The organism is Propioniferax innocua (assembly GCF_006716235.1).
Taxonomy (GTDB): Bacteria; Actinomycetota; Actinomycetes; order Propionibacteriales; family Propionibacteriaceae; genus Propioniferax; species Propioniferax innocua.
Genome location: NZ_VFOR01000001.1, coordinates 302,909 through 324,481, shown reverse-complemented (window position 1 = coordinate 324,481; position 21,573 = coordinate 302,909). Strand labels below are relative to the sequence as shown.

General features: G+C 64.9%; 17 protein-coding genes and 1 pseudogene. 13 read left to right on the top strand and 5 right to left on the bottom strand.

Annotated features, from left to right (window positions below; genetic code table 11):
* The first annotated feature begins 51 nt into the window (after nt 1–51).
* Nucleotides 52–1,536, top strand: coding sequence for an alanine/glycine:cation symporter family protein (locus FB460_RS01455; RefSeq protein ID WP_211345785.1), 1,485 nt, complete (start codon nt 52–54; stop codon nt 1,534–1,536).
* A 65-nt stretch (nt 1,537–1,601) separates the two neighbouring features.
* Here the strand turns inward: FB460_RS01455 and FB460_RS01450 are convergent, their stop codons facing one another.
* Genes FB460_RS01450 through FB460_RS01435 form a run of 4 tightly spaced genes read right to left on the bottom strand, consistent with a single transcriptional unit; the run spans nt 1,602 to nt 5,028 of the window.
* Nucleotides 1,602–2,135 (bottom strand): glycine cleavage system transcriptional repressor, encoded by a 534-nt coding sequence (locus FB460_RS01450; RefSeq protein ID WP_142092351.1) that lies wholly within the window; start codon nt 2,133–2,135, stop codon nt 1,602–1,604.
* A gap of 35 nt (nt 2,136–2,170) precedes the next feature.
* Nucleotides 2,171–2,704: a YbhB/YbcL family Raf kinase inhibitor-like protein gene (locus FB460_RS01445; protein ID WP_142092350.1), complete on the bottom strand. Its 534-nt coding sequence runs from the start codon at nt 2,702–2,704 to the stop codon at nt 2,171–2,173.
* A 20-nt stretch (nt 2,705–2,724) separates the two neighbouring features.
* Nucleotides 2,725–3,717, bottom strand: a complete 993-nt coding sequence (locus FB460_RS01440) for an asparaginase (protein ID WP_142092349.1) — start codon at nt 3,715–3,717, stop codon at nt 2,725–2,727.
* A gap of 33 nt (nt 3,718–3,750) precedes the next feature.
* Nucleotides 3,751–5,028 carry a transporter permease gene (locus FB460_RS01435; protein ID WP_142092348.1) on the bottom strand — a complete coding sequence of 426 codons (1,278 nt, stop codon included), beginning with the start codon at nt 5,026–5,028 and terminating at the stop codon, nt 3,751–3,753.
* Between the two features lie 163 nt (nt 5,029–5,191).
* Between FB460_RS01435 and FB460_RS01430 the strand changes: the two genes are divergently transcribed.
* Complete coding sequence (locus tag FB460_RS01430) at nt 5,192–6,523, top strand: replication-associated recombination protein A (protein ID WP_142093291.1); 1,332 nt, start codon at nt 5,192–5,194, stop codon at nt 6,521–6,523.
* Here the strand turns inward: FB460_RS01430 and FB460_RS01425 are convergent.
* Entirely contained in the window at nt 6,485–8,275 is a 1,791-nt protein-coding gene (locus FB460_RS01425) for a hypothetical protein (protein ID WP_142092347.1), read from the bottom strand. The two genes, FB460_RS01430 and FB460_RS01425, sit on opposite strands and share 39 nt — an antisense overlap.
* A 76-nt stretch (nt 8,276–8,351) precedes the next feature.
* Here FB460_RS01425 and FB460_RS01420 point away from each other — a divergent pair, with 76 nt between their 5' ends.
* The 11 genes and pseudogenes from FB460_RS01420 (at nt 8,352) to FB460_RS01370 (ending at nt 20,994) form a co-directional block, all read left to right on the top strand.
* A complete protein-coding gene (locus tag FB460_RS01420) occupies nt 8,352–8,645 on the top strand; it encodes a DUF6167 family protein (RefSeq protein WP_142092346.1) in 294 nt (97 codons plus the stop codon).
* Between the two features lie 63 nt (nt 8,646–8,708).
* Complete coding sequence (alaS, locus tag FB460_RS01415) at nt 8,709–11,363, top strand: alanine--tRNA ligase (RefSeq protein ID WP_142092345.1); 2,655 nt, start codon at nt 8,709–8,711, stop codon at nt 11,361–11,363.
* A complete protein-coding gene (gene ruvX, locus FB460_RS01410) occupies nt 11,360–11,836 on the top strand; it encodes a Holliday junction resolvase RuvX (RefSeq protein ID WP_142092344.1) in 477 nt (158 codons plus the stop codon). Before alaS ends, ruvX begins: the two co-directional genes overlap by 4 nt.
* The gene (gene mltG / locus FB460_RS01405) at nt 11,833–12,924 is read left to right on the top strand and encodes an endolytic transglycosylase MltG (protein WP_142092343.1); all 1,092 of its coding nucleotides are present in this window, start codon (nt 11,833–11,835) and stop codon (nt 12,922–12,924) included. Before ruvX ends, mltG begins: the two co-directional genes overlap by 4 nt.
* Nucleotides 12,918–13,748, top strand: coding sequence for a shikimate dehydrogenase (locus FB460_RS01400; protein ID WP_246044195.1), 831 nt, complete (start codon nt 12,918–12,920; stop codon nt 13,746–13,748). The genes mltG and FB460_RS01400 overlap by 7 nt, the downstream gene beginning before the upstream one ends.
* A gap of 13 nt (nt 13,749–13,761) precedes the next feature.
* Complete coding sequence (aroC, locus tag FB460_RS01395; protein ID WP_142092342.1) at nt 13,762–14,979, top strand: chorismate synthase; 1,218 nt, start codon at nt 13,762–13,764, stop codon at nt 14,977–14,979.
* Nucleotides 14,976–15,479 carry a shikimate kinase gene (locus tag FB460_RS01390; RefSeq protein WP_142092341.1) on the top strand — a complete coding sequence of 168 codons (504 nt, stop codon included), beginning with the start codon at nt 14,976–14,978 and terminating at the stop codon, nt 15,477–15,479. Before aroC ends, FB460_RS01390 begins: the two co-directional genes overlap by 4 nt.
* On the top strand, nt 15,476–16,543 hold the full coding sequence (aroB, locus tag FB460_RS01385) for a 3-dehydroquinate synthase (RefSeq protein ID WP_142092340.1): 1,068 nt from the start codon (nt 15,476–15,478) through the stop codon (nt 16,541–16,543). The genes FB460_RS01390 and aroB overlap by 4 nt, the downstream gene beginning before the upstream one ends.
* Nucleotides 16,544–17,511: 968 nt before the next feature.
* On the top strand, nt 17,512–19,410 hold the full coding sequence (locus tag FB460_RS01380) for an LGFP repeat-containing protein (RefSeq protein WP_170209899.1): 1,899 nt from the start codon (nt 17,512–17,514) through the stop codon (nt 19,408–19,410).
* Nucleotides 19,411–19,501: 91 nt separating this feature from the next.
* Nucleotides 19,502–19,733, top strand: a pseudogene (locus FB460_RS01375) (IS110 family transposase); the annotation flags it as partial.
* Between the two features lie 217 nt (nt 19,734–19,950).
* On the top strand, nt 19,951–20,994 hold the full coding sequence (locus tag FB460_RS01370; protein WP_142092338.1) for an IS30 family transposase: 1,044 nt from the start codon (nt 19,951–19,953) through the stop codon (nt 20,992–20,994).
* Nucleotides 20,995–21,573: the final 579 nt, after the last annotated feature.

Here is a 21,573-nt window from a genome sequence, read left to right as displayed (position 1 = left end):
CCCCTGACAGGAAGTTCGATCGATGCGTGGATACAGAGTTGGTTCGGCCCAGTGGTCGATGTGCTGGAGGCGATCGTCTTCTACGAGTTGACGCTCGGTGCACTTTCGGTGCCCTTGCTGGTCATCTGGCTGACTGCGGGTGGACTGTTCCTGACCCTTTGGCTGAGAATGAGGCCCTGGCGTGATCTGAGGCATACCTTGGATATCCTTCGGGGCCGATTCAGCCGATATGACGACGAAGGTGAGGTAACCAGTTTCCAAGCCTTGGCCACAGAGCTGTCAGGAACCGTTGGTTTGGGAAATATCGCAGGTGTTGCAGTGGCCATCACCGTGGGTGGTCCGGGAGCAGTGTTTTGGATCATCGTGTCAGGGATGTTCGGCATGGCCCTGAAGATGTCTGAGGCGACGCTGGCCCAGAAGTACCGGCGCGTCAACATCGATGGAACCATCGATGGGGGCCCCATGTATTACTTGCGCGATGGTCTTGCCGATATCGGTCGCCCGCGGCTTGGTCGAGTCCTGGCATTGATTTTCGGGGCCTGCATGATGGTTGCAGCCACTGGAGCTGGCAATATCTTCCAGTCGAATCAGATGACCGCCCAGATCATCGGGGCCACTGGCGGCGAGGCGAGTTGGTTCGCCGAGCGAGGCTGGCTCATCGGAGTGGTGCTGGCTACTGTGGTCGGCATCGTGATACTCGGTGGTCTGAAGAAGATCGCACAGTGGACCGGCCGCATCACACCCATCATGGCTGTGCTCTACATCGGCTGTGTCCTCGTCGTATTGGGCGTCAACATTCAGCATGTGCCCGAGTCGCTCGGTCTCATCTTCAGCGGCGCGTTCACCGGAGAAGGGGTGACCGGTGGCGTCGTCGGGGTCATGGTCGTTGGAATCCAGCGGGCGCTGTTCTCGAATGCCGCAGGTGTGGGAACCGCAGGGATGGCTCATGCTGCGACCAAGAATCGTCGGCCTGCTGCGGAAGGCATGGTGGCCTCCTGGGAACCGTTCATCGACTCCGTCGTGGTGTGCACGATGACAGCACTGGCGATCATCGTCACCGGGGAGTACAAGTCATCCGAGAGCGACGGTGTCGCACTCACCACCGATGCCTTTGCCACGGTGCATGCCATCTTTCCGTGGCTCTTAACGGTGTGCATTGCCTTGTTCGCATTCTCAACGGTGCTGGCGTTCTCGTACTACGGACGCAAGGCGGCTGGCTTTGTGTTCAACCGAAGCCGTGTGGCCGAACGTGTGTATGACGTCGTCTACTTGACGATGATTGTCCTCGGATCGGCGGTGACCCTCGAAACGGTGGTGCGGTTCTCTGACGCGCTCTTCTTCTTGGTGACAATTCCAAATCTTGTCGGGATCTACTTCCTGTCCAATGTCCTGCGCCGCGAGATCAATGGTCATCGCGAAAAGGTACAAGCGGGTGAGATCGATCCTGTCCCAGAAGCGGAGAGGTCAACAATTTTCGGCAGGCCTGTGGCCGAGCGGGTGACGGAGCAGCCCGAGCCCGCAAGTCGCGGAGTCTGACGGGGGTCCTCTGTGCCGTGCGGTGAGCATCACATGATGTTCACCGCACGGTGGTGACGGATGACTTACGAGAGTTCCAGGTCGACCATCAGTTCGCTGGCGATCTGCTCGAGGGCGTCACGCACCTTGGCGGCTTCGGTGCCTTCGGCGAGCTGGATCAGTGCCTCGGCCTCGAACAGGGTGCCGCCGCCTTCAGGGGCGCTGCGGGTCCATGAGCTGAACTCCTCGATGGTCACCTGCTGTGAGACGAGCGCTGAGGTCACCTGACGCACCATGCCGGGCCGGTCCTGACCGAGCAGATGGAGCTTCAACCGCTCGGCCTCACCGGCGGCCGGCTCGGGCGTCGGCACTGACTTGGGCTCACCTGTGGTGACCTCCACCCGCAGCCCCACTGAATCCTCGAGTTTCGAGACCGATGAGGTGAAGGCCTGCACGTCGGCGTCGGGCACATCGACCAGGGCGATACCGGCGAAATGCCCGGCCAGGTGCAGGAATTCACTTTCCAGCCAGTTCCCGGCATGAGCATCCAAGGAACTGGACAGGGCCTGCACCAGGCCGGCCCGATCGCGCCCGATTGCGGTCAGTACGAGTTTCGCCATGTCGACAGGCTAGAACATCACCTGCCGGTGGGGAATCACTGCTCGAAGGTGACCTCGAGATAGGCCCGGGCGATCGCGTGGCTGAACACGTTGAACGCCAGGAACGTCGGTGTCGAATCGCCGTCGACTCCTTCGAGGCTCTCGACGTCCAGGGCATGGACCACGAAGAAGTAGCGGTGTGGCCCATGCCCGGCCGGCGGAGCCGCGCCGATGTAACGCGGCTGACGAAGGTCGTTCGGCACGGTGAGTGCGCCGTCGGGGAGCAGCCCGGCGTCCGGATCGCCGGCATTGGCCGGAAGCTCGGTCACCGACGCCGGTATATTGGCGACGGCCCAGTGCCAGAACCCGGCCTGGGTGGGTGCATCGGGGTCGAAGCACGTGACGACGTACGACTTCGTCTCGTCGGGAGCGCCCTTCCAACTCAGGTGCGGGGAGACATCCTCACCGCCCTCGACGCCCATGAGCCCCGAGCAGTTGGCCAAGGGCATCTCACCCTCATCGGCGATGTCGTGGCTGGTGAGCTCGAACAGCGGAAGATCATCCAGATTGGCAAACGGATTGTTCGGCATGGCTCCACCGTAGCGACCGGTCAGGCTCCGCGTGAAGAGAACACCTCCCGCATCTCGGGCACGGCATACCCTGCTTCGAGAAGCACGTGCAGGAGCAGCCGAGCCTTCCGTGGATGCAGGAAACCGGCACCGATGGCGCCATGTGCGATCAGGTGCTCCTCGGATCCGGGGTAGCCGTAGGTGGAGACCATGCTGGAACCACCACCGGTCCGTGTGCCGAACACCACCGGGAGGCCCTCGTCCAATGCCTTCACCAGCGGCTCTGCCGCCGTCTGTGAGACATGCCCGCCACCTGCCCCCGAAAGCACCAATCCACGGGGGCCGGACGCGATCACCGCGGTGAGTTGTCGGCCGTCGTCGCCCAGGAGTGCCTCGTGATACGCCACGTCGATGACGTCGGTGCCGGGCATGGGCAGGGCCTCGAAACGTCCGACGGGCCGGGTGGCCATGCGCACCTGCCCCTCCACGATCCGCCCCAGAGGGCCCCAGCCCGGTGCCACGAAGGTGGCCAAGGACGTGGAATCGGACTTCGTCACATGCCGGGCCGCCAGGATCGTGTCGTCGAGGCAGACCAGCACGCCCATGTCTCGTGCGGCCGGGCTCGATGCGGTCAGGGCGGCTGCGAGGAGATTCGCCGGTCCGTCCGCAGAGATCGCTTCGGGATGCCGCATGGCCCCGGTCACGACGAGCGGCTCGGGGTGAGACCAACACAGGTCGAGCAGATAGGCGGTCTCCTCGAGCGTGTCGGTGCCATGGGTGATGACCACTCCATCGGCTCCGCATGCGATGGAGGCTTCAGCGAACTCAAGCGCTGCACGCACCTCGGCGGGGCCCACCGAAGGAGAGGGGAGCGAGGCCAAGGTCTTCGCCTCGATCGAGGCGACCTCGTCCAACCCGGGTACGGCGGTCACGAGGGAGTCTGCATCGAGCTTGGGGGAGACCGCTCCTCCGGGAGTGTCGGCGGCCATGGCGATGGTGCCGCCCAGCGCACCGACAGCGATTCGGGGTGTCATGTCTGATGTTCCTTTCAGCTCAGGTGGGGCGGATCAGAAGAACCCGAGGACGATGGCCAGAGCACCCACGAATCCCAGACCGGCCAGGATCGAGGGGCGCTGGAAGCGGTTCGCGGTCTTGAGATCCGATCCGGGGATCACCGGGATGGCCGTCGCGAGGGCGGCGACCGGGCCACCGGTCAGGAAGTACTGCATCACGGCCGTGGGGCCTGCCGCAGCAGCCGCAGCAGCGAGCGGATTGATGCCGTCCTGTGCCATGACCAAGGTGAGGAAGGGCAGGATGATGGCAGCCGACGCAGAGTTGGACTGCGTGAGCAGCCCGGCCACCGCCGACACCAGCACCAGAGTCAGGATGGGCATGCTCGTCAGCAGCGGCTCGAACAATCCCGCCATCAGCGGCACGATGCCGATCTCACCGATGACCCCCGACATGAACAGGAAGCCGACGGTGGCGATCAGGGGAACAGCGACACGCTGGACGGACTTCAGCATCTCTTCTTCGCCCTTGAGCGGGTTGTAGCGGCCCAGAGCCATGACGATGACCGAGACGACGAAGCCGACGGCGAAGACCGGGTAGCCGAGCGCGAAACCGATCACGAGAAGGACGAACGGCAGGAGCGCCAACCAGACCGAAGGTTCGCCCTCCTCGGGGGCGAACTGCTTCATCACCTCGTCACGTTCCTCCCCGGAGATCTCCTTGCCCTTGAGGTCTCCGCGCATGCGCAGGAACGACACTCCGAAGATCGTCAGTGCCGTGGCCAGACCGATGACATTGATCCAGCCGAACTTGATACCGGCGGTGGCGATCACGGCCAACAGCGTCGGATGGGTGAATCCTGCGAAATTTCCGAGGTGCCCGGCATGGGCGTGCACACCGGCCGACTTGCTGGGGCTGACGCCAAGTTTGGTGGAGGCTGGCCCCGTGACCACGGCGGTGATGGCCGGCTGGGTGAAACCGGTGAACGCGCCGATCAGACCTGCGGCGATGCCGCCGGAGCTGGCCACGCCGGGGCCGCCGCCGAACCGGTTGCCGAGTCGGATGATCGCTTTCACCAGAACGTCGAGGAACCCGACCGCTTCCATGATTCCGATGAACACCAGAACACCGGCCATGTCGGCGATCACCGGGTTGAGGCCATCACCGATCAGAGTTCGGATGGTGGTGGCCTCCTCATCGGAACTGATGATGGGGATTCCCGCCACCAGTGCGGCCAGGGCCGAACCGATCACGGCGGTGGAGTACAGCGGCGTCTTGCCCCAGACCATGAGAACAAGAGTCAGGACCATGATGATTTGCGCAGCGATCAACATCGATCTCTCCATGTGAGATGTTTTGGCTTACCCCTTGACAATCAAGGCACATAAAGGCTAACGGAGTGAGTCTGCTCACAGGGGTGGTGGGTGGGGCTAGGCTCGACACGTGGAAGAGGACCTTTTCGGCAACCCGGTGGAGGGAAAGCCCTCGGGCGACAGGATGCCCGGCACCGGCGGAAGCCTGACCGACACCGAGCACGCCGGAGCCCCCTTGGCGGTCCGGCTGCGTCCCCGCACCATCGACGAGATCGTGGGCCAACAGCACCTGCTCGCCCCCGGCTCACCCCTGCGGCGGTTGGCGTCGGGCACCACGGCCATGTCGGTCTTCCTGTGGGGCCCGCCAGGCGTCGGCAAGACCACCATCGCCTCGGTCGTGTCGCAGTCCACCGACGCGAAGTTCGTCGAAATCTCCGCCGTCACCGCCGGAGTCAAGGACGTGCGGGCCGTACTCGACCGCGCCCGAAAGGATCTGGCCAAGATGGTGCGCACGGTGCTGTTCGTCGATGAGGTGCACCGTTTCTCCAAGGCGCAGCAGGACGTACTTCTTCCCGCGGTGGAGAACCGCATCGTGACGCTCATCGCCGCCACCACCGAGAACCCGAGTTTCTCGGTGATCTCCCCGCTGCTCTCCCGGTCATTGCTGCTGACGCTCAAACCGCTCACCGATGACGACATCGACACCCTGATCACCCGCGCCCTGACCGACGAGCGAGGCCTGCATCCCACCGGCGCCGAGCGCTTCGAGCTCAGCGACGACGCGCGAACAGCCATTCGCCAGTTCGCCTCGGGGGACGCCCGTCGCGTCCTCACCTATCTGGAGGAGGCCGCCGCCGGAGCCGAAGCATCGGGGGAGACGACGATCACCACCGAGCATGTGGAGGCGGCGGTGGATCGTGCGAGCGTGCGCTACGACGCCGGCGGCGACATGCACTACGACGTCACCAGTGCGTTCATCAAGTCGATCCGCGGCTCCGATGTCGATGCCGCACTGCACTATCTGGCACGCATGGTCGTGGCCGGGGAGGACCCACGGTTCATCGCGCGGCGGCTCGTGATCTCCGCGAGTGAGGACATCGGCATGGCCGACCCGAGCTGTCTGCAGACGTGCGTCGCCGCCGCGCAGGCGGTCCAGCTCATCGGCATGCCCGAGGCGCGGATCAACCTCGCCCAAGCGACGGTGGCGTGCGCCATGGCTCCCAAATCGAATGCGGCGTACATGGGGCTGAACAAGGCCGTGGCCGATGTGGAGGCCGGGCGTGGCGGCGCGGTGCCCCTGCATCTGCGGGATGCCCACTACCCGGGGGCGAAAGGACTGGGGCACGGCAAGGATTACGTCTACGCCCACAACCAGCCGCACGCCATCGCGAAGCAGACCTACCTGCCCGAGGACCTCGCCGACGCGCGCTACTACGAGCCCACCGAACACGGCCACGAGGCCGCGATCGCCCAGCGGCTACCGATCGTGCGGAAGCTCCTGGGGCGTGACGGTTGAACCGTCGGAACGTGCCTCGGCGGCCGCGATCCGTGGATCCGGGTCGATATGACGCCGGGCCAGGAGCCCGAGGAGTGCGATGACCGCGAGCGGAATCGCGACCGTCAACAGTGATATGTCGAACGTCTCCCAATAGGAGGCGCCCAAGGTGTCGTCGACGAGGAAGGCGAACAGGACGAGTGTTCCGGTGTGGGCGCAGAACAACATGAGGCGAGACCCTCGCGTCGCCGGGTCGCCTGTCGCATTCACGTATTCGGCCTCGGTGATCAGGAACCACAGCAGACCGACGATGAGGACCACGAGCCCCTGGCCGTCGGACAGGATGCCGAGCGGTTCCAACAACATCGGGTACCAGGGCCACAGTGCACACAGGCTCTGGGCCATGAGAGCCAGGGTCCAGCCGCGTTCATCGAGGCGATTTCGCGTCGCGAGGACCGCTGCGGCGACCACGACGCCGAGCAGCGTCGCCAGGACCGTCTGGGACAGCTCCCATCGTTCGTGCGTGCCGATCACCCCGGCGGCGACGAAGCAGATGGCAACCGGGCCCAGCATGGCAGTGGTGACCATGCGTCCACGTCGGGCTGCGATGAGCATCACCGCAGTGATCACGATGCCTGCGACGATGTGGGCGATGTTGGCCGCCGTGACCACCGAGGGGATCTGGGCGAGGTCCGATTCGGAGAGGTCGTGGACGGTGTAGGTCCCGGTTTCCTGGACGGCTTGTAGTTGGTCGGCGAAGATGCCCTCCTGGTACATCCACACCAAGCTTGCGATTCCTGGAACGACCACACCCACGATGCCCAGCAAGACGCCCAGCGGCATGGCGATCTCGGCGAGATGCTCGGCCAGATCCGACGGGTGGGCATGCCGCTGCGGAGTCCTGCGGCTCGCCAGCTTCAGGGCCAGCCACGCAAACACCAGCCCGGCCATCAGGACCGCACCATTCGACGCCGCCGCCTGCACTTCCAAGCCTTCGAGCCACCAGGCGAGGCCTCCACCGACCAGGCCGATGAGGGCGGTGGCCATCCAGGCGATGCGGGTGGAACGTGGACGCCGGACGTCGCGGAATCCCAAGGTGGACCATTGAGAGATGTTCACCGACAGCGACGCCAAGGACACCGATCCGGCCAGGGCCAGGGCGAGGGCGGGCAGAAGGATCAGGAGCATGAACAGCATGGGTGCGCTCTCCCGCACCCCAGGGTTGGTCGTGGTGAAGCTCGTGAACAAGGCGGGGGCGAGGTTCAGGGCCAGCGCCACCAGCACCAGCGTGACCGACCACGGCGAGCCCGGGCGGCGGACGCCCAAGACCGTCCCGATGAGCAGCAGCACGTTCCCCACCAGACCCAGGACCAGCAACGTCACCACTGCACCTGCCGATGCGTCGATCAGGCCAAACACCAAGGCGATGGCGGCCACCAGATGCAGGACGGCGAGGAACCCCCACAGGGGGATGCGCCAACGCCACCGCAGCCCGTGTGACGCCAGATGCCCGCCGATGAACACGATGAGGATCGCCACGATCTGGGAGGTCGCGTCGCCAACCGACGTGACGGGGTCGGGCAGGATCGGCGAGAGCAGACGCCAGAGCAGGGTCAGCACGATGAGCGTCAGCGCTGCCGCCGAAGAGACCCCGACCACCATCGGGAGCCCCTCGATGCGTGGACGTCCGGTGCGCACCGGGTCCACGAAGGCGCCGCGCAGCGCCAGCGTGACGGCTTGGCGCAGACCGTGCTGCCCGGTGGTTTGCTTCACGGTCACAGACTAGGGAGGCGTGCACTAAAGTGTGAAGGCGTTCGATCAGACCAATCGATGAGGACCGAGGGAGAGCATGGGACGAGGACTCTGGTTCGTGCTGGGTGCGGGTGTCGGGGTGTATGCGACGATCCGCGGTCGACGCGAACTCAAGAAGCTCACCCCCGAGCGCATCGGGGTGATGGTCGGACGTCAGCTCGTCGATTCACGTGAGCGCATGGGCCGGTTCGTTCGGGGAGCGCGTGTCGGCGTCGGCGAACGACTGGACGAGAAACGGCGCCTCGACGAACTCACCATCCACCAGCCGTACACACCCGCGGTCGACGCCGGTCAACCTCTCGGACGGGCACCGCGACGCGTCCGCAACTGAACCGCGGCCTTCCAGCACCACAACACACCCACAGCATTCGGTCGTCGTGAAAGGACACCCAGCATGAAGACAGCCGAGATCCGGCGTCGTTTCCTCGACTTCTTCGTCAGGAACGATCACACAGAGGTTCCCTCGGCGTCGCTGATGCATCACGACCCGACGCTGCTGTTCGTCAATGCCGGCATGGTGCCGTTCAAGCCCTACTTCATCGGCGCCGAGGACGCTCCGTACGCGCGGGCCACGAGCGTCCAGAAGTGTGTGCGGACGCTCGACATCGAGGAGGTGGGCAAGACCACCCGTCACGGCACGTTCTTCCAGATGAACGGCAACTTCTCCTTCGGCGACTACTTCAAGGAAGAGGCGATCGCCTACGCGTGGGAGTTCTCCACCGGTGCGGTGGAGGACGGCAATCTCGGTTTCGATCCCGAACGCATCTGGGTGACGGTGCTCGACGGCGATGAGGAGGCCGAGGCGTACTGGAAGTCGGTGGGTATGCCAGCCGATCGCATCCAGCATCGGGGTCTCGCCGACAACTACTGGAACATGGGTGTGCCGGGCCCCGGTGGCCCCTGCTCGGAGATCTACTTCGATCGCGGCCCCGAGTACGGACCCGACGGCGGCCCCGAGGCCGATGAGGATCGCTTCCTGGAGTTCTGGAACCTGGTGTTCATGCAGGAGGAGCTCGCGACCGTCCGCTCCAAGACCGACTTCGACGTCGCCCGCCCCCTGCCGCGACCCAACATCGACACCGGCATGGGGCTGGAGCGCGTCGCCTACCTGATGCAGGGCAAGCAGAACATGTACGAGATCGACCAGGTGTTCCCGGTCATCTCACGCGCCGCCGAACTCTCGGGTCGTGAGTACGGCGCCGACGCCACCTCGGACGTGCGTCTGCGCGTCGTCGCCGACCACGTGCGCTCGGGCATGATGCTCATCAACGACGGCGTCACCCCCGGCAATGAGGGACGCGGCTACGTGCTGCGTCGCCTGCTGCGTCGCGCGGTGCGGGCGATGCGTCTGCTCGGGGTGACCGACCCGGTCCTGCCGGAGCTGTTCCCGCTCAGCCGTGACGTGATGGCCGACTCCTACACCGAGATCGCCGAGCAGTGGCAGCGGATCAGCGATGTGGCCTACGCCGAGGAGGATGCCTTCCGACGCACGCTCGAGGCCGGTACCCAGATCTTCGATGTCGCCGTCTCGGACGCCAAGAAGTCCCAGGCGTCGGTGCTGCCGGGAGCCCAGGCGTTCCAGTTGCACGACACCTACGGGTTCCCCATCGACCTGACCATGGAGATGGCTGCCGAACATGGGCTCAAGGTCGATCGCGACGAGTTCTCACGTCTGATGACCGAACAGCGCGAACGGGCCAAGGCCGATGCCAAGGCCAAGAAGGGTGGTGCCACCAACGTCGAGGCCTACCGCGAGCTGCGTCATGGTGGGGAATCGACGTTCATCGGTTACACCGAACTCGAGACCGACGCCCGCGTGCTGGGCATCGTGGACGCCGGGTCCTCTGTTCCGGCCGCATCCGCAGGTTCTGTGGTCGAGATCGTGCTGGACACCACCCCGTTCTACGCCGAATCCGGCGGCCAGGACGCCGACCGCGGCACGATCACCGCGCCCGGCCTGGAGCTCAAGATCGTGGATGTCCAATCGCCGGTGCAGGGGCTGATCGTCCACCGTGTCGAGGTGGTCTCGGGCGAGGTCACCGTCGATCAGCAGGTGCACGCCCGCGTGGATGCCGATCATCGCGCCGGAGCCTGCCGTGCACACTCGGCCACGCACATCGTGCACGCCGTGCTGCGGGAGACCGTCGGACCGACGGCGGTGCAGTCCGGTTCGTACAACAAGCCCGGCTACCTGCGTTTCGACTTCCAGTCCACCCACGGGCTCGACGCCGACCAGCGTGCCGAGATCGAGGGGCGCTCCAATGAGGCGATCACCGCCGACCATGAGGTCACCAGCCAGACGCTGCCCCTCAATGAGGCCAGGGAGATGGGGGCCATGGCGATGTTCGGTGAGAAGTACCCGGACATGGTGCGCATGGTCGAGATGAATGGGCCGTGGTCGCGGGAGCTGTGTGGCGGCACGCATGTGCGGCATTCCTCGCAGATCGGACTCCTGACGCTCCTCAACGAGCAGTCGATCGGGTCCGGGGTCCGTCGCGTCGAGGCTTTCGTCTCCACCGACGCCTTCCGCCACCTCGCGGCCGAACGCGCGCTGGTCAGCAACCTCTCGGGGATGCTGAAGGTCCAGCCCGATCAGTTGACCGAGCGCGTCGGCAAGCTCGTTGCCGACCTGAAGGACGCCGAGAAGCAGCTGGCGGCTCATCGCAGCAAGGAGATCCTCGGGAACGCCGCCGGTCTCGTCGAATCCGCTCAGGATCGCGGCGGTGTCGCGGTGGTGGCCCAGCATGTCGCCGGCGTCGGTGGCGGAGACCTGCGTCAACTGGCGCAGGAGATCCGTGGCCGACTGGGCGATCGCCCCGGCGTCGTGGCCCTCGTCGGCGGCACCGACGAGAAGCCGGCCGTCGTGGTGGCCACCACGACGGGGGCCCGTGAACGTGGACTGCGCGCCGGCGCGCTGGTGAAGGACGCCTGCGCCGCACTCGGCGGCCGCGGCGGCGGCAAGGACGACCTGGCCCAGGGCGGCGGGTCCGATTCCACCGGTATTGACAAGGCACTGGCGTCGGTCGAAGCGGCGGTGGACGCCGCGTGAGCGACGGATTCCGGATCGGACGCCGTCTCGGTATCGACTGGGGCAGCGTCCGCATCGGGGTGGCGTCCTGCGATCCGCAGGGCATCATCGCCACGCCCGTCACCACCGTGCCCGGCAATGCGCGTTCCATCGATGAACTGGTGGCGCTGGTCGAGGAGTACGAACCGATCGAGATCGTGATCGGGCTGCCCCGTTCCCTACGCGGCGGCGAGGGGCCGTCGGCGCAGCGGATCCGTTCGCATGCTGTGTCGTTCGCGCGGGCCGTTGGGGACGTTCCGGTACGATTCGTCGACGAACGCCTGACGACCGTGAGTGCGGCGAATGTGCTGCGGGCGTCGGGTCGATCCGAACGCAACCAGCGATCGGTGATCGATCAGGTAGCCGCGGTCACGATCCTGGAGCACGCGCTGGAGATCGAACGACAGACTGGTGGGCCGCCCGGTCCACTCGTCACCGAGGAGGAACGCTCGTGAGCGAGAAGTCAGGCGATATCTCTCGTCAGGTGAAGAGCGGGTTGGCGGTGCTGGTCGCATTGACCATCCTGTTCGGAGGTGGCTGGTATGCCTACTCCAAGGTGAGTGAAGCGGTCACCGGCGCGTTCGCCGTCGACGATTACCCCGGTCCGGGCGAGGAGGACGTCACCGTCGAGATCCCCATGGGATCGACGCTGTCGCAGATCGGCGGCATCCTCGAGGAGGAGGACGTGATCGCCTCCGCCGAAGCGTTCGACAAGGCGACCCGGGAGAACCCGAAGTCGGAGAATCTTCAGGCGGGCACGTACAAGCTCAAGACCAAGATGAAGGCATCGGACGCCCTGCAGGCTCTGATCGATGCCGGTGTGCAGGACGCCAAGAAGTTCACCGTCGTGGAGGGTCTGCGACTCAACGAGCAGGTGGCCGCACTCGCCGAGCAGCTCGAACGGCCCGAGGATGAGGTGAAGGCGGCGCTCGAGGATCCCGCGAGCTACAAGCTCAGTCCATGGGCCGAGGGCAACCCGGAGGGTTTCCTGTTTCCCGACACCTACGATGTCACCGGCGGCGACCCCAAGCTGGCCGCGACGTTGATGGCCGAACACTTCACCAAGGTCGCCACCGACATCGAGTTGGAGAAAAAGGCCAACGAGCTCGGCCGCAGTCCGCGTGAGATCGTCACCGTGGCCAGCATCATCGAGGCCGAGGTGCGCCGTCCCGAGGACCGCCCCAAGGTGGCGCGCGTCCTCTACAACCGTTTGGATGACGGGCAGAAGCTCGAACTCGACACCACTGTCGAGTACGCCAACAACAAGCCCCGCGGTTCTGGCGCCACCACCACCGACGAGGAGCGCGCCAACCCCTCGCCGTACAACACCTATGTGCACCCGGGCCTGCCTCCGGGGCCGATCAGCGCCCCGGGACGCCAGGCTCTGGAAGCGGCGGCGAACCCGGCCGATGGCAACTGGAGGTACTTCGTCGCCATCGACCTGGACACCGGTGAGACGGCGTTCGCCGACACGTTCGAGGAGCACCAGCAGAACGTCGGCAAGTTCCAGCAGTGGTGTCAGAACAACCCGGGTAAGTGCTGACGCCGATGCAGTGCGCGGTCGTCGGCAAGCCGGTGGCCCATTCGCTGTCACCGGCCATCCACCGGGTCGCCTATGCCCATCTCGGGCTCGACTGGTCGTATGAGGCCATCGAGATCGACGAAGGAGATCTTCCCGGTTTCGTCAACGGGCTGAACAGGGACGAGTGGCGCGGGCTGAGTGTCACCATGCCGCACAAGGTCGACGCCGCACGGCTCGGCGTCGGTGATGAGGTCGTGGCACTCGGGGGCGTCGCCAACACCCTGGTGTTCGGTCCGGATTCCGCCATGGCCCACAACACCGATGTGAGCGGGTTCGAGATCGCGCTGGCGGACCGCGGTATCGCGCGCATCGAGCGGTTGCTGCTCGTCGGCAATGGCGCGACCGCACGGTCGGCGTTGATCGCCGGGTCCCGGCTCGGTGCGGCCGAGGTGGAGATCTGGTGCCGGCGCCCCGAACGTGCCGAGGATCTTCGGACGCTGGGCGGCGAGCTCGGTGTCGTGACCCGCGTGCATGCCTTCGACGCACTGCCGGATGAGGGGACCGTCCACGACCTGGCGATCTCGACGGTGCCCGCCGCAGCCGGTGCCGTGCACGCCGAACGCATCGCCGCCGCGTCCGCTGCGGTGTTCGACGTGATCTACGACCCGTGGCCGACGCCGTTGGCCGGAGCCGCCGAAGCCCGAGGGCTGACCGTGCTCAACGGACTTGACCTGTTGGCGGCCCAGGCGTTGGGCCAGATCGAGTTGTTCACCGGCCGCAGCGTTTCGCTGGAGCTGGCGTTGACGGCGGCGCGAGACGAGATCGCCGCGCGCGGCCGCCTCTGAAAGGATGTCGGACATGTTTCGTTGGATGACGGCCGGGGAATCCCACGGTCAGGCCCTCGTGGCGATGGTCGAAGGGCTTCCGGCCCATGTCGAGGTGACCTCGGAGCAGATCGCCGAGGCCCTGCGGCGTCGGCGGCTGGGCGTCGGGCGTGGGGCGCGCATGAAGTTCGAGGCCGATGAGGTCACGATGATCGCGGGCGTGCGGCACGGCGTCACACTCGGTTCGCCGGTGGCGATCCAGGTGGGGAACACCGAATGGCCCAAGTGGGAGACGGTGATGTCGCCCGATCCGGTCGATCCCGAGGTCGTGGCCGCCCAGGCCCGCGGGGAGAAGCTGACGCGCCCCCGACCCGGGCACGCCGACCTGGTCGGTATGCAGAAGTACGCGTGGGACGAGACGCGCCCGATCCTGGAACGGGCCTCGGCCCGTGAGACCGCCGCCCGTGTGGCGGTGGGCCGCGTCGCCATGAACTTCCTCGAACAGGCCCTCGGCGTGCGCATCCTCTCCCATGTCGTCGAACTCGGCCCCATCGCGGTGCCGCAGGGCACACTGCCCGGCCCCGACGATCTGGAACGCATCGACACCGACCCCGTGCGCTGCGCCGACCCGGACACCTCAGCCCGCATGATCACCGAGATCGAGGCCTGCCGCAAGGACGGCGACACCCTCGGTGGTGTGGTCGAGGTCGTGGTGCACGGCCTCCCGCCGGGGCTCGGCTCCCACATCTCGGGGGACCGACGCCTCGACAGCCGCCTGGCCGGGGCCCTCATGGGGATCCAGGCGATCAAGGGCGTCGAGCTCGGTGACGGTTTCGACCTGGCCCGCACCCGCGGTTCGCTGGTGCACGACGAGATCGTGCCGGGGGAGACCGGCATCGAACGCGTCTCGGGACGCTCGGGCGGCACCGAGGGCGGCATGTCCACCGGTGCGCCGCTGCGCGTCCGTGCCGCGATGAAGCCGATCGCCACGATCCCGCGTGCGCTGCGCACCATCGACACCACCACCGGCGATGCCGCACAGGCCAACCACCAACGGTCCGACGTGTGCGCGGTGCCCGCGGCCGGCGTCGTCGCCGAGGCCATGGTGGCCCTGGTGCTCGCCGAAGCGGTGCTGGAGAAGTTCGGTGGCGATTCGGTGGACGAGGTGCGCCGCAACCACGACGCCTACCTCGCCGACATCGCCGACCGCGGACTGGCGCTCGGTGAGCGCGTGTGGGGTGAGCAGGCGTGAGCATCGTCCTGGTCGGGGCCCCCGGATCGGGCAAATCGACGGTCGGGGCGCTGCTGGCCGAACGGTTGGGGCACCGGTTCGTCGACGTGGATGCGGTGATCGTCTCGGCGACCGGGCGTGAGATCTCCGACATCTTCGCCGTCGACGGGGAAGCGGCCTTCCGTGAACTCGAACGCGAACACACCCTCGCCGCGCTGCAGGAGGCCGACACCGTGGTCTCGCTGGGAGGCGGTGCGGTGATGAACGACCAGATCCGTGACGCCCTGGGCGGGCACCAGGTGGTCTGGCTGCAGGTGCCCCCGGGGGTGGCCGCCGATCGTGTCGGGATGAACGTGGCCCGGCCGCTGCTGCTGGGCAATGTGCGTGGACGCCTGGCCCAGTTGTTGCGGGAACGCACACCGTTGTACGAGGCCGTGGCGACCCATCCGGTCGACGCATCCGAAGGGGATGCCGAAGCCGTGACGGCCCGCGTCCTGGAGAAGTTGGGGATCGACCGATGACGATCGTCGAGGTGAACGCCGAGCGCCCGTACCGGGTCGACATCTCCTCAGGGGCCCTCGAGGGGCTTCCCGAACTGGTGAACGGGTGCGACCGGGTCGCGGTGCTGCATCCGCCCACCCTGACCGAGCAGGCGACGCGGCTGGGTGAGACGGTTCCCGGGGCAGTCACCATCGAGGTTCCGGACGCCGAATCGGGCAAGACCTCCGAGGTGTTGGTGTCGGTGTGGGATCGGCTCGCTGAGCTCGGATTCACCCGCAGCGATGCCGTGGTGGGCTTCGGCGGCGGCGCGACCACCGACCTGGCGGGGTTCGTGGCGGCCACGTGGCTGCGCGGAGTCCGCTATGTGTCGGTCCCCACCACCGTGCTGGGCATGGTCGACGCTGCGGTCGGCGGTAAGACCGGCATCAACATCCCGGCAGGCAAGAACCTCGTGGGCGCCTTCCACGAACCGGTCGGTGTGCTGTGCGATCTGGACATGTTGGCCACGCTCGCCGCCGATGAGATCCGCGCCGGTCTCGCCGAGGTGGTCAAGTGCGGATTCATCGCCGATCCCGAGATCACCCGACTCATCGCCGGCGACCCGGACGGGGCGATGACCCCGGGCCATCCGGTACAGGCCGAACTCATCACCCGTGGCATCCGGGTGAAGGCCGAGGTCGTCTCCGGTGACCTCCGCGAGGCCACCTCGAGCGGCTCTCGCGTGGGGCGCGAACTGCTCAACTACGGGCACACGCTCGGTCACGCGATCGAACGGGCCGAGGGCTTCACCTGGCGTCATGGCGAGGCCATCAGCGTCGGCATGGTGTACGCCGCCGAACTGGCCGCCGAACTCGGCTGGTGTGACCGGGACTTCGTCGACCTGCATCGCTCGCAGTTGACCGCCCTCGGCTTGCCGACGCGGCACGAGGGCTCCTGGGAAGAACTCCGCGCCACGATGGCCCTGGACAAGAAGACCCGCGGGTCGACGCTGCGCTTCGTGCTCCTGCGCGGCGCGGGGCAGCCGGAGATCTGCGTCGGCCCCGATGAGGACGCCCTGGCCCGCTCGTATGAGCGGGTGCGCTGAGCCCTGCGGGGTGATGTGTCAGCATCACCCTCACCGCCACGCTGATCTGGATCAGGATCAACTTAATCAACACGCCCGCAATGCCCGCTCACAGGCCAGCCCAGCGCCACCAACCCCATCCTGCTGAGAGAATGAGCACTATGCCGGTGGCAAGTGCGTGTCGTAAAGGATGCCTTGTCGGAATGCCTTGAGATGCGCGGATGATGAGTTGAGCGAGTTGGCCGAAGCACCACGGCACTAGGAACATGTAGGACAGAGCCAAGATCGCTGCTTTCTCGGATAGGTTCCCCCCCGAAAATGCCATGAGTGCGACTACTGGAGTCACGACGCCGTAGGCCAGAAGCCCGGCCAACGGCCACCACCACCATGTTCGCAGCCACAGCATCCCTAGCGCGGCATGGACCGCAGCAGCGGCCAAAAACAAGAGCAGGGACACAGACAGTTGCCTCGCGAGGCATATCGCAAGGGTTAGAGCGACAAGCATGACTTCTGTGCTCCCCACCACCCGATCCCACCTAGGCCAACAGGAATGCGTAAGGAGTTCTTCATTTTCCATACTTCGTCCCCGTCGCGCATTCATGTGCTCTATCGTCTCATGTGTGCGAACAACAACTGCCTGGATAGTCGGCTTCACCCTCCTCGCTTCATCAATCCTAGTGGGGTCGAGTAGCACCCCAGCGCTTGCAGAAACACCGGCTCCGTTACCGACTCTGACTCTGACCGAGGCGGGGGTTGGGGTCTCATGGCCCGAGGGGCCGTACGAGCATGAGGTATACGCTGCCCCCGCAGGGGCCACCCCTACGGCGGAGCCCACCCCTACGGCGGAGCCCACCCCTACGGCGGAGCCCACCCCTACGGCGGAGCCTCGATTAGATGGTGGGCAGACGCTAATTCCATGGGGGACCCCAAATGCCCTTCGAGTAGTTCGGATCGATTCTACGGAGACCCACTCCAGCAGCGTGGCTCTCATGCAGCTAGACACGAAGGTGTCGCCACCCCAAACTAATGCTGAGCACAACGTTCCAGCGGTCCAGACCGTGGAGAGTGACCAAGGGGTATCATTGGGCTGGTGGGGTCCGCAAACGAGGGATCTCTCTTGGAAGGTATTCCGGGACGGAGGTCTGATTGCCAATACAACTGACCCCCATTTCATCGATGACTCAGTACCACCCGCTGAGGAGCATGTCTACGAAATCACTGCAGATGACCCGGAGGCAGAGGGAGATGAGCCATCGTCGTATTCCTATCGGGTATCTATCTATGCAGAAGAGCGGGATCAATTCTCCCTTTCTGGCGGTTCCGGTGAGCGCAGTGGTGACTCCAGGGCGCCGCGCAGGGTAGATGTAGCGCCTCAGCGCACGAGACAAGAGGTCTCCCTGGAGTGGCGATCCTTCATCCCCTTCCAGTACGTCCCCAAACCGGAGGGGTGCCTAAACAGCGCGCCAAACGGCGCGTACTTCGATGGAAATAATCGCCATTTCTCCTCCAGTACCCAGTCTGATTACAAGAATTCTAAGCTTTCTGGACGTTTGAGCTATTCGTGGGATGGGGATGAGTACTCGAGCGAGTTTAGCTCCTATGTCAACAGTACGCGCCTCTATGATACCGAGAAGAATGTCATCAAGACAGGGCAGGCGAGCGACAACAGTACCAGTCAAGGGGGGCCTAGCACTTCCGGGCGAGCTTACCATGGTGTGCATCTGAGCGCCGGGAATCCCTTGTGCCCCGGCGCTTCCTGGTTTGGCCCTATTGACGTAAATCTCTCTGTAGAATCCACATCTGATGGAACATTGACTGTTCAAGGAAAGCACTCCAAGGCCCCGAGTCATGAGCTACTCGTTCGCTCCGTAGGCATGGACAAATGTGCCTATCGGTTCGCCTCGAAGTCTTTTCTGCAGCTCGTTGGTCCTGCACCCAATGCGGCGATGAGCGTGCGGTTTAATCCGTCGAAAGGAACCTCTTGCCCCAATCAGGGATCTGCAATTACTGATCACTGGGGAGTCGTGAATGATTCGGTTGGGCGAACCCTTGAAAAGAACGAGTCATGCGGCTTGAAAAATGATGGGTGCTTTACGGTTTTCAGCGAAGGGTCGGTCTACTGGTCGCCTGCAACTGGGCCTCACTACATCAAGGGAAAAATCCGCGAAAAGTGGGGGGATCTCGGGTGGGAGAACGGTCGACTCGGATACCCTACGGCAGACGAAATCTGCGGGCTTTCGGGTGATGGATGCGTGTCTCGCTTTCAAGGGGGAAACGTCTACTACCATCCAGCTTCTGGGGCCCATGCGGTGTGGGGAAAAATATTTAATAAATACGGGAGCGCTGGATGGGAAAAGGGTCTTGGTTATCCTGTCTCTGACGAGATATGTGGGCTGCGTGATGGCGGATGCTTGCAACGTTTCCAAAAAGGGTACATCTATTTTCATCCAGAAGTTGGGGCCCGTCTTGTCAAAGGAATGATTCGTTACCGGTGGGGGGAGATGGGCTGGGAAAAGTCACGCTTCGGGTACCCCCGAACTGACGAGTTTTGTGGACTTCGTGACGGTGGGTGTGGGCAGCACTTCCAGTATCGAAACGGTTCCATCTATTGGTCGCCGAAGACTGGCGCGCAACCCATTGAAGGGAAGATTAAGTCCCACTGGGCGAATATGGGCTGGGAGCGTAGTCAGTTGGGGTATCCTACTACTGGAGAGTATAAGAAGGACGGGCTGACGTTTCAGGACTTCCAAGGCGGATGGCTCGCATGGAACGGAAAGAGCGTCTATGGTGAGCCTTGGGCTAAACCTAGGGTGTCGGAGGGGCTGCCCAGTTTCGGGGATGCTACTCCCGAAGAGACTAGCTATTTCAAGAGGGCTCGCTTGAGCTGAGCATATGGTATAGCGCCATCACGGGAATGTGACCCCCGGCCAAGCTCGACTCTTAGCGACCATCCCTCGTGCCCGTGGGGCGGACGCGACCTCCGGCACCAGCATCTACGGCGAGCCCCCGCCAGATCCGGCAACAAGCACCTCAAGCGAGCACTGTTTCTGTCCGCCTTCGCAGTACTTCACTTGGACCCGACCAGCCGGGCCTACTGCGACCGGAAATGCCCCAATGCAAGAAGCGCAACGCAGCCCTGATCTGCTTGTCCTGCCGACGTTGCGATGTCCTGTTCGTGATGAGTAAGAACCGGGAGCCCTGCCGGGCCCCGCTCCAAGCCCAGAGCCCGTACCCCATGATCCTCACCGTTTGGCAAGGAATATGGGGGCATCCCGGCGCGATTCGGGGCGGGGCAGTGATCAGCGGTCGCGTAGGCGCAGCCGGTTGTGGGCCAGCCGGTCGACCTTGTGCTCAATGCAATATGTGGCCCGAGGCGGTGTCGTAGCGTCGAAGCAACACTCCCGGTCGGCGGGGGTCTGATCGGTGAGGTGCGCAGGTGGCGCGAGTGGGGGTTGTCGTTCAGTGACAGGTCGGAGATCTCGACAGCGTCGAAAGCGGGCTGGTCGGTGCGGAGGATCGCTCGTCACCTGGGGCGGTGCCCCTCGGTGATCTCCAGAGAACTCCACCGGAACTCGACGAAGACCCGCGGCTACCAAGCCGTGACCGCGGACGTGAGAGCACAGCGTCGCCGGGCCCGTCCGCAGCAGCGGAAGGTCGCGGGGGATCCGGTGCTGCAAGCCAGGGTGGATGCGGACCTGGCCGCATCGTGGACGCCGAACGAGATCGCTGGCCGCTTGCGCCTGGAGGCAACAGACCCGACTGTTGGCCGTATGGCGAACTCTCCTGATGCGCAGGGCCGCACCGTCTCCGGTGAGGCGATCTACCAGTACATCTACGCGATCCCACGCGGGGAACTCGCCCGGCGGGGGATCTTCCTGCAGTCCAAGCGCACCAAGCGCCGGCCCCGCACCACCGGCCGGTCCCGGGGCGGGCCGATCATCGAGATGGTGCCCCTGAGCGAGCGGGGCGAGGACGCCGCCGAGCGCCGGGTGCCAGGGCACTGGGAGGGGGACCTGATCATCGGGAAGAACGGTGCCTCATGCGCTGCGACGCTGGTGGAGCGGATGAGCGGGTTCACTGGGCTGCTGGCCCTGCCCTCCAAGCACGCCGGTCCGACCGCGGACGCGGTCATCGAGTACTTCAACGAGCTGCCCCAAATGATGAAGGCGTCACTCGCGTGGGACCAGGGCAGCGAGATGGCCCAGCACGCGAAGGTCTCCCTAGCCACATCGATGCCGGTCTACTTCGCCGACCCCCACTTGCCCTGGCAGCGACCCAGCAACGAGAACACCAACCGGCTCTACCGCGAGTATCTCCCCAAGGGCACCGTGATCCCGGACCATCAGCCCTACCTCACCACCATCGCTGAGGAGATCAACAACCGGCCCCGCCGCCGACTGGGCTACCTCACCCCCAACGAGGCATTCGCTCGGCTACTGGCCAGCAAGCCCCATGTTGCTTCGACGACTTGACACCGCCCACCTCTTGTCTCGAGTAATGCTTGGGCGGTGTAGTGGACGAGGTTACGGAAGGCGAGCGCACTGTCGCAGGGTGCTCGAGTCGTCCGTTCACTGCTCGGTGAGGTCGTTGCGAAGTAGGCCAGTATTTTACCGACACGTTTCTTCAGCATCCTGCCCGGCCTGATGATCTCGACCAGTTTTTTTGGTGCGCCGTTGCTGATCGACTCGATGAGTTTGACCATCACCTTGCAGCCATGGCGCCGGGCCGCATGTCGGTAGGTGTGGATCATCTGCTGGTAAAATTTCACCGGGCGTGTACGAAACCCAGGTCAGGCTCAGCGGTCAAACGGTCGTTGTAAGAGGCCGTGTTATCGACGGTGTACCGCGCATTGGGGCTTACTTCATTCCGTGGCGTTGAGGAGAGTTAAATGGCGGATTTGGATGTTGTGGGCGGTCGTCTCTCGCCAGCGATGTTGGAGCTTGTCGAGGCTGTACTCAAGCCCTGCTCTCCTAGCGTGAGAGAAGGGCTGATGCGGCACGCAGAAAGCGCGCTCATTGTCGAGATCTCCCCTACATGGCTGGACGTGCGCC

Coding starts and splice junctions, on each gene's coding strand:
- FB460_RS01450 (WP_142092351.1), bottom strand. CDS start 2,135: ATGGCGAAACTCGTACTGACCGCAATCGGGCGCGATCGGGCCGGCCTG.
- FB460_RS01445 (WP_142092350.1), bottom strand. CDS start 2,704: ATGCCGAACAATCCGTTTGCCAATCTGGATGATCTTCCGCTGTTCGAG.
- FB460_RS01440 (WP_142092349.1), bottom strand. CDS start 3,717: ATGACACCCCGAATCGCTGTCGGTGCGCTGGGCGGCACCATCGCCATG.
- FB460_RS01435 (WP_142092348.1), bottom strand. CDS start 5,028: ATGTTGATCGCTGCGCAAATCATCATGGTCCTGACTCTTGTTCTCATG.
- FB460_RS01430 (WP_142093291.1), top strand. CDS start 5,192: ATGCCCGGCACCGGCGGAAGCCTGACCGACACCGAGCACGCCGGAGCC.
- FB460_RS01420 (WP_142092346.1), top strand. CDS start 8,352: ATGGGACGAGGACTCTGGTTCGTGCTGGGTGCGGGTGTCGGGGTGTAT.
- alaS (WP_142092345.1), top strand. CDS start 8,709: ATGAAGACAGCCGAGATCCGGCGTCGTTTCCTCGACTTCTTCGTCAGG.
- aroC (WP_142092342.1), top strand. CDS start 13,762: ATGTTTCGTTGGATGACGGCCGGGGAATCCCACGGTCAGGCCCTCGTG.
- aroB (WP_142092340.1), top strand. CDS start 15,476: ATGACGATCGTCGAGGTGAACGCCGAGCGCCCGTACCGGGTCGACATC.
- FB460_RS01380 (WP_170209899.1), top strand. CDS start 17,512: ATGCAGCTAGACACGAAGGTGTCGCCACCCCAAACTAATGCTGAGCAC.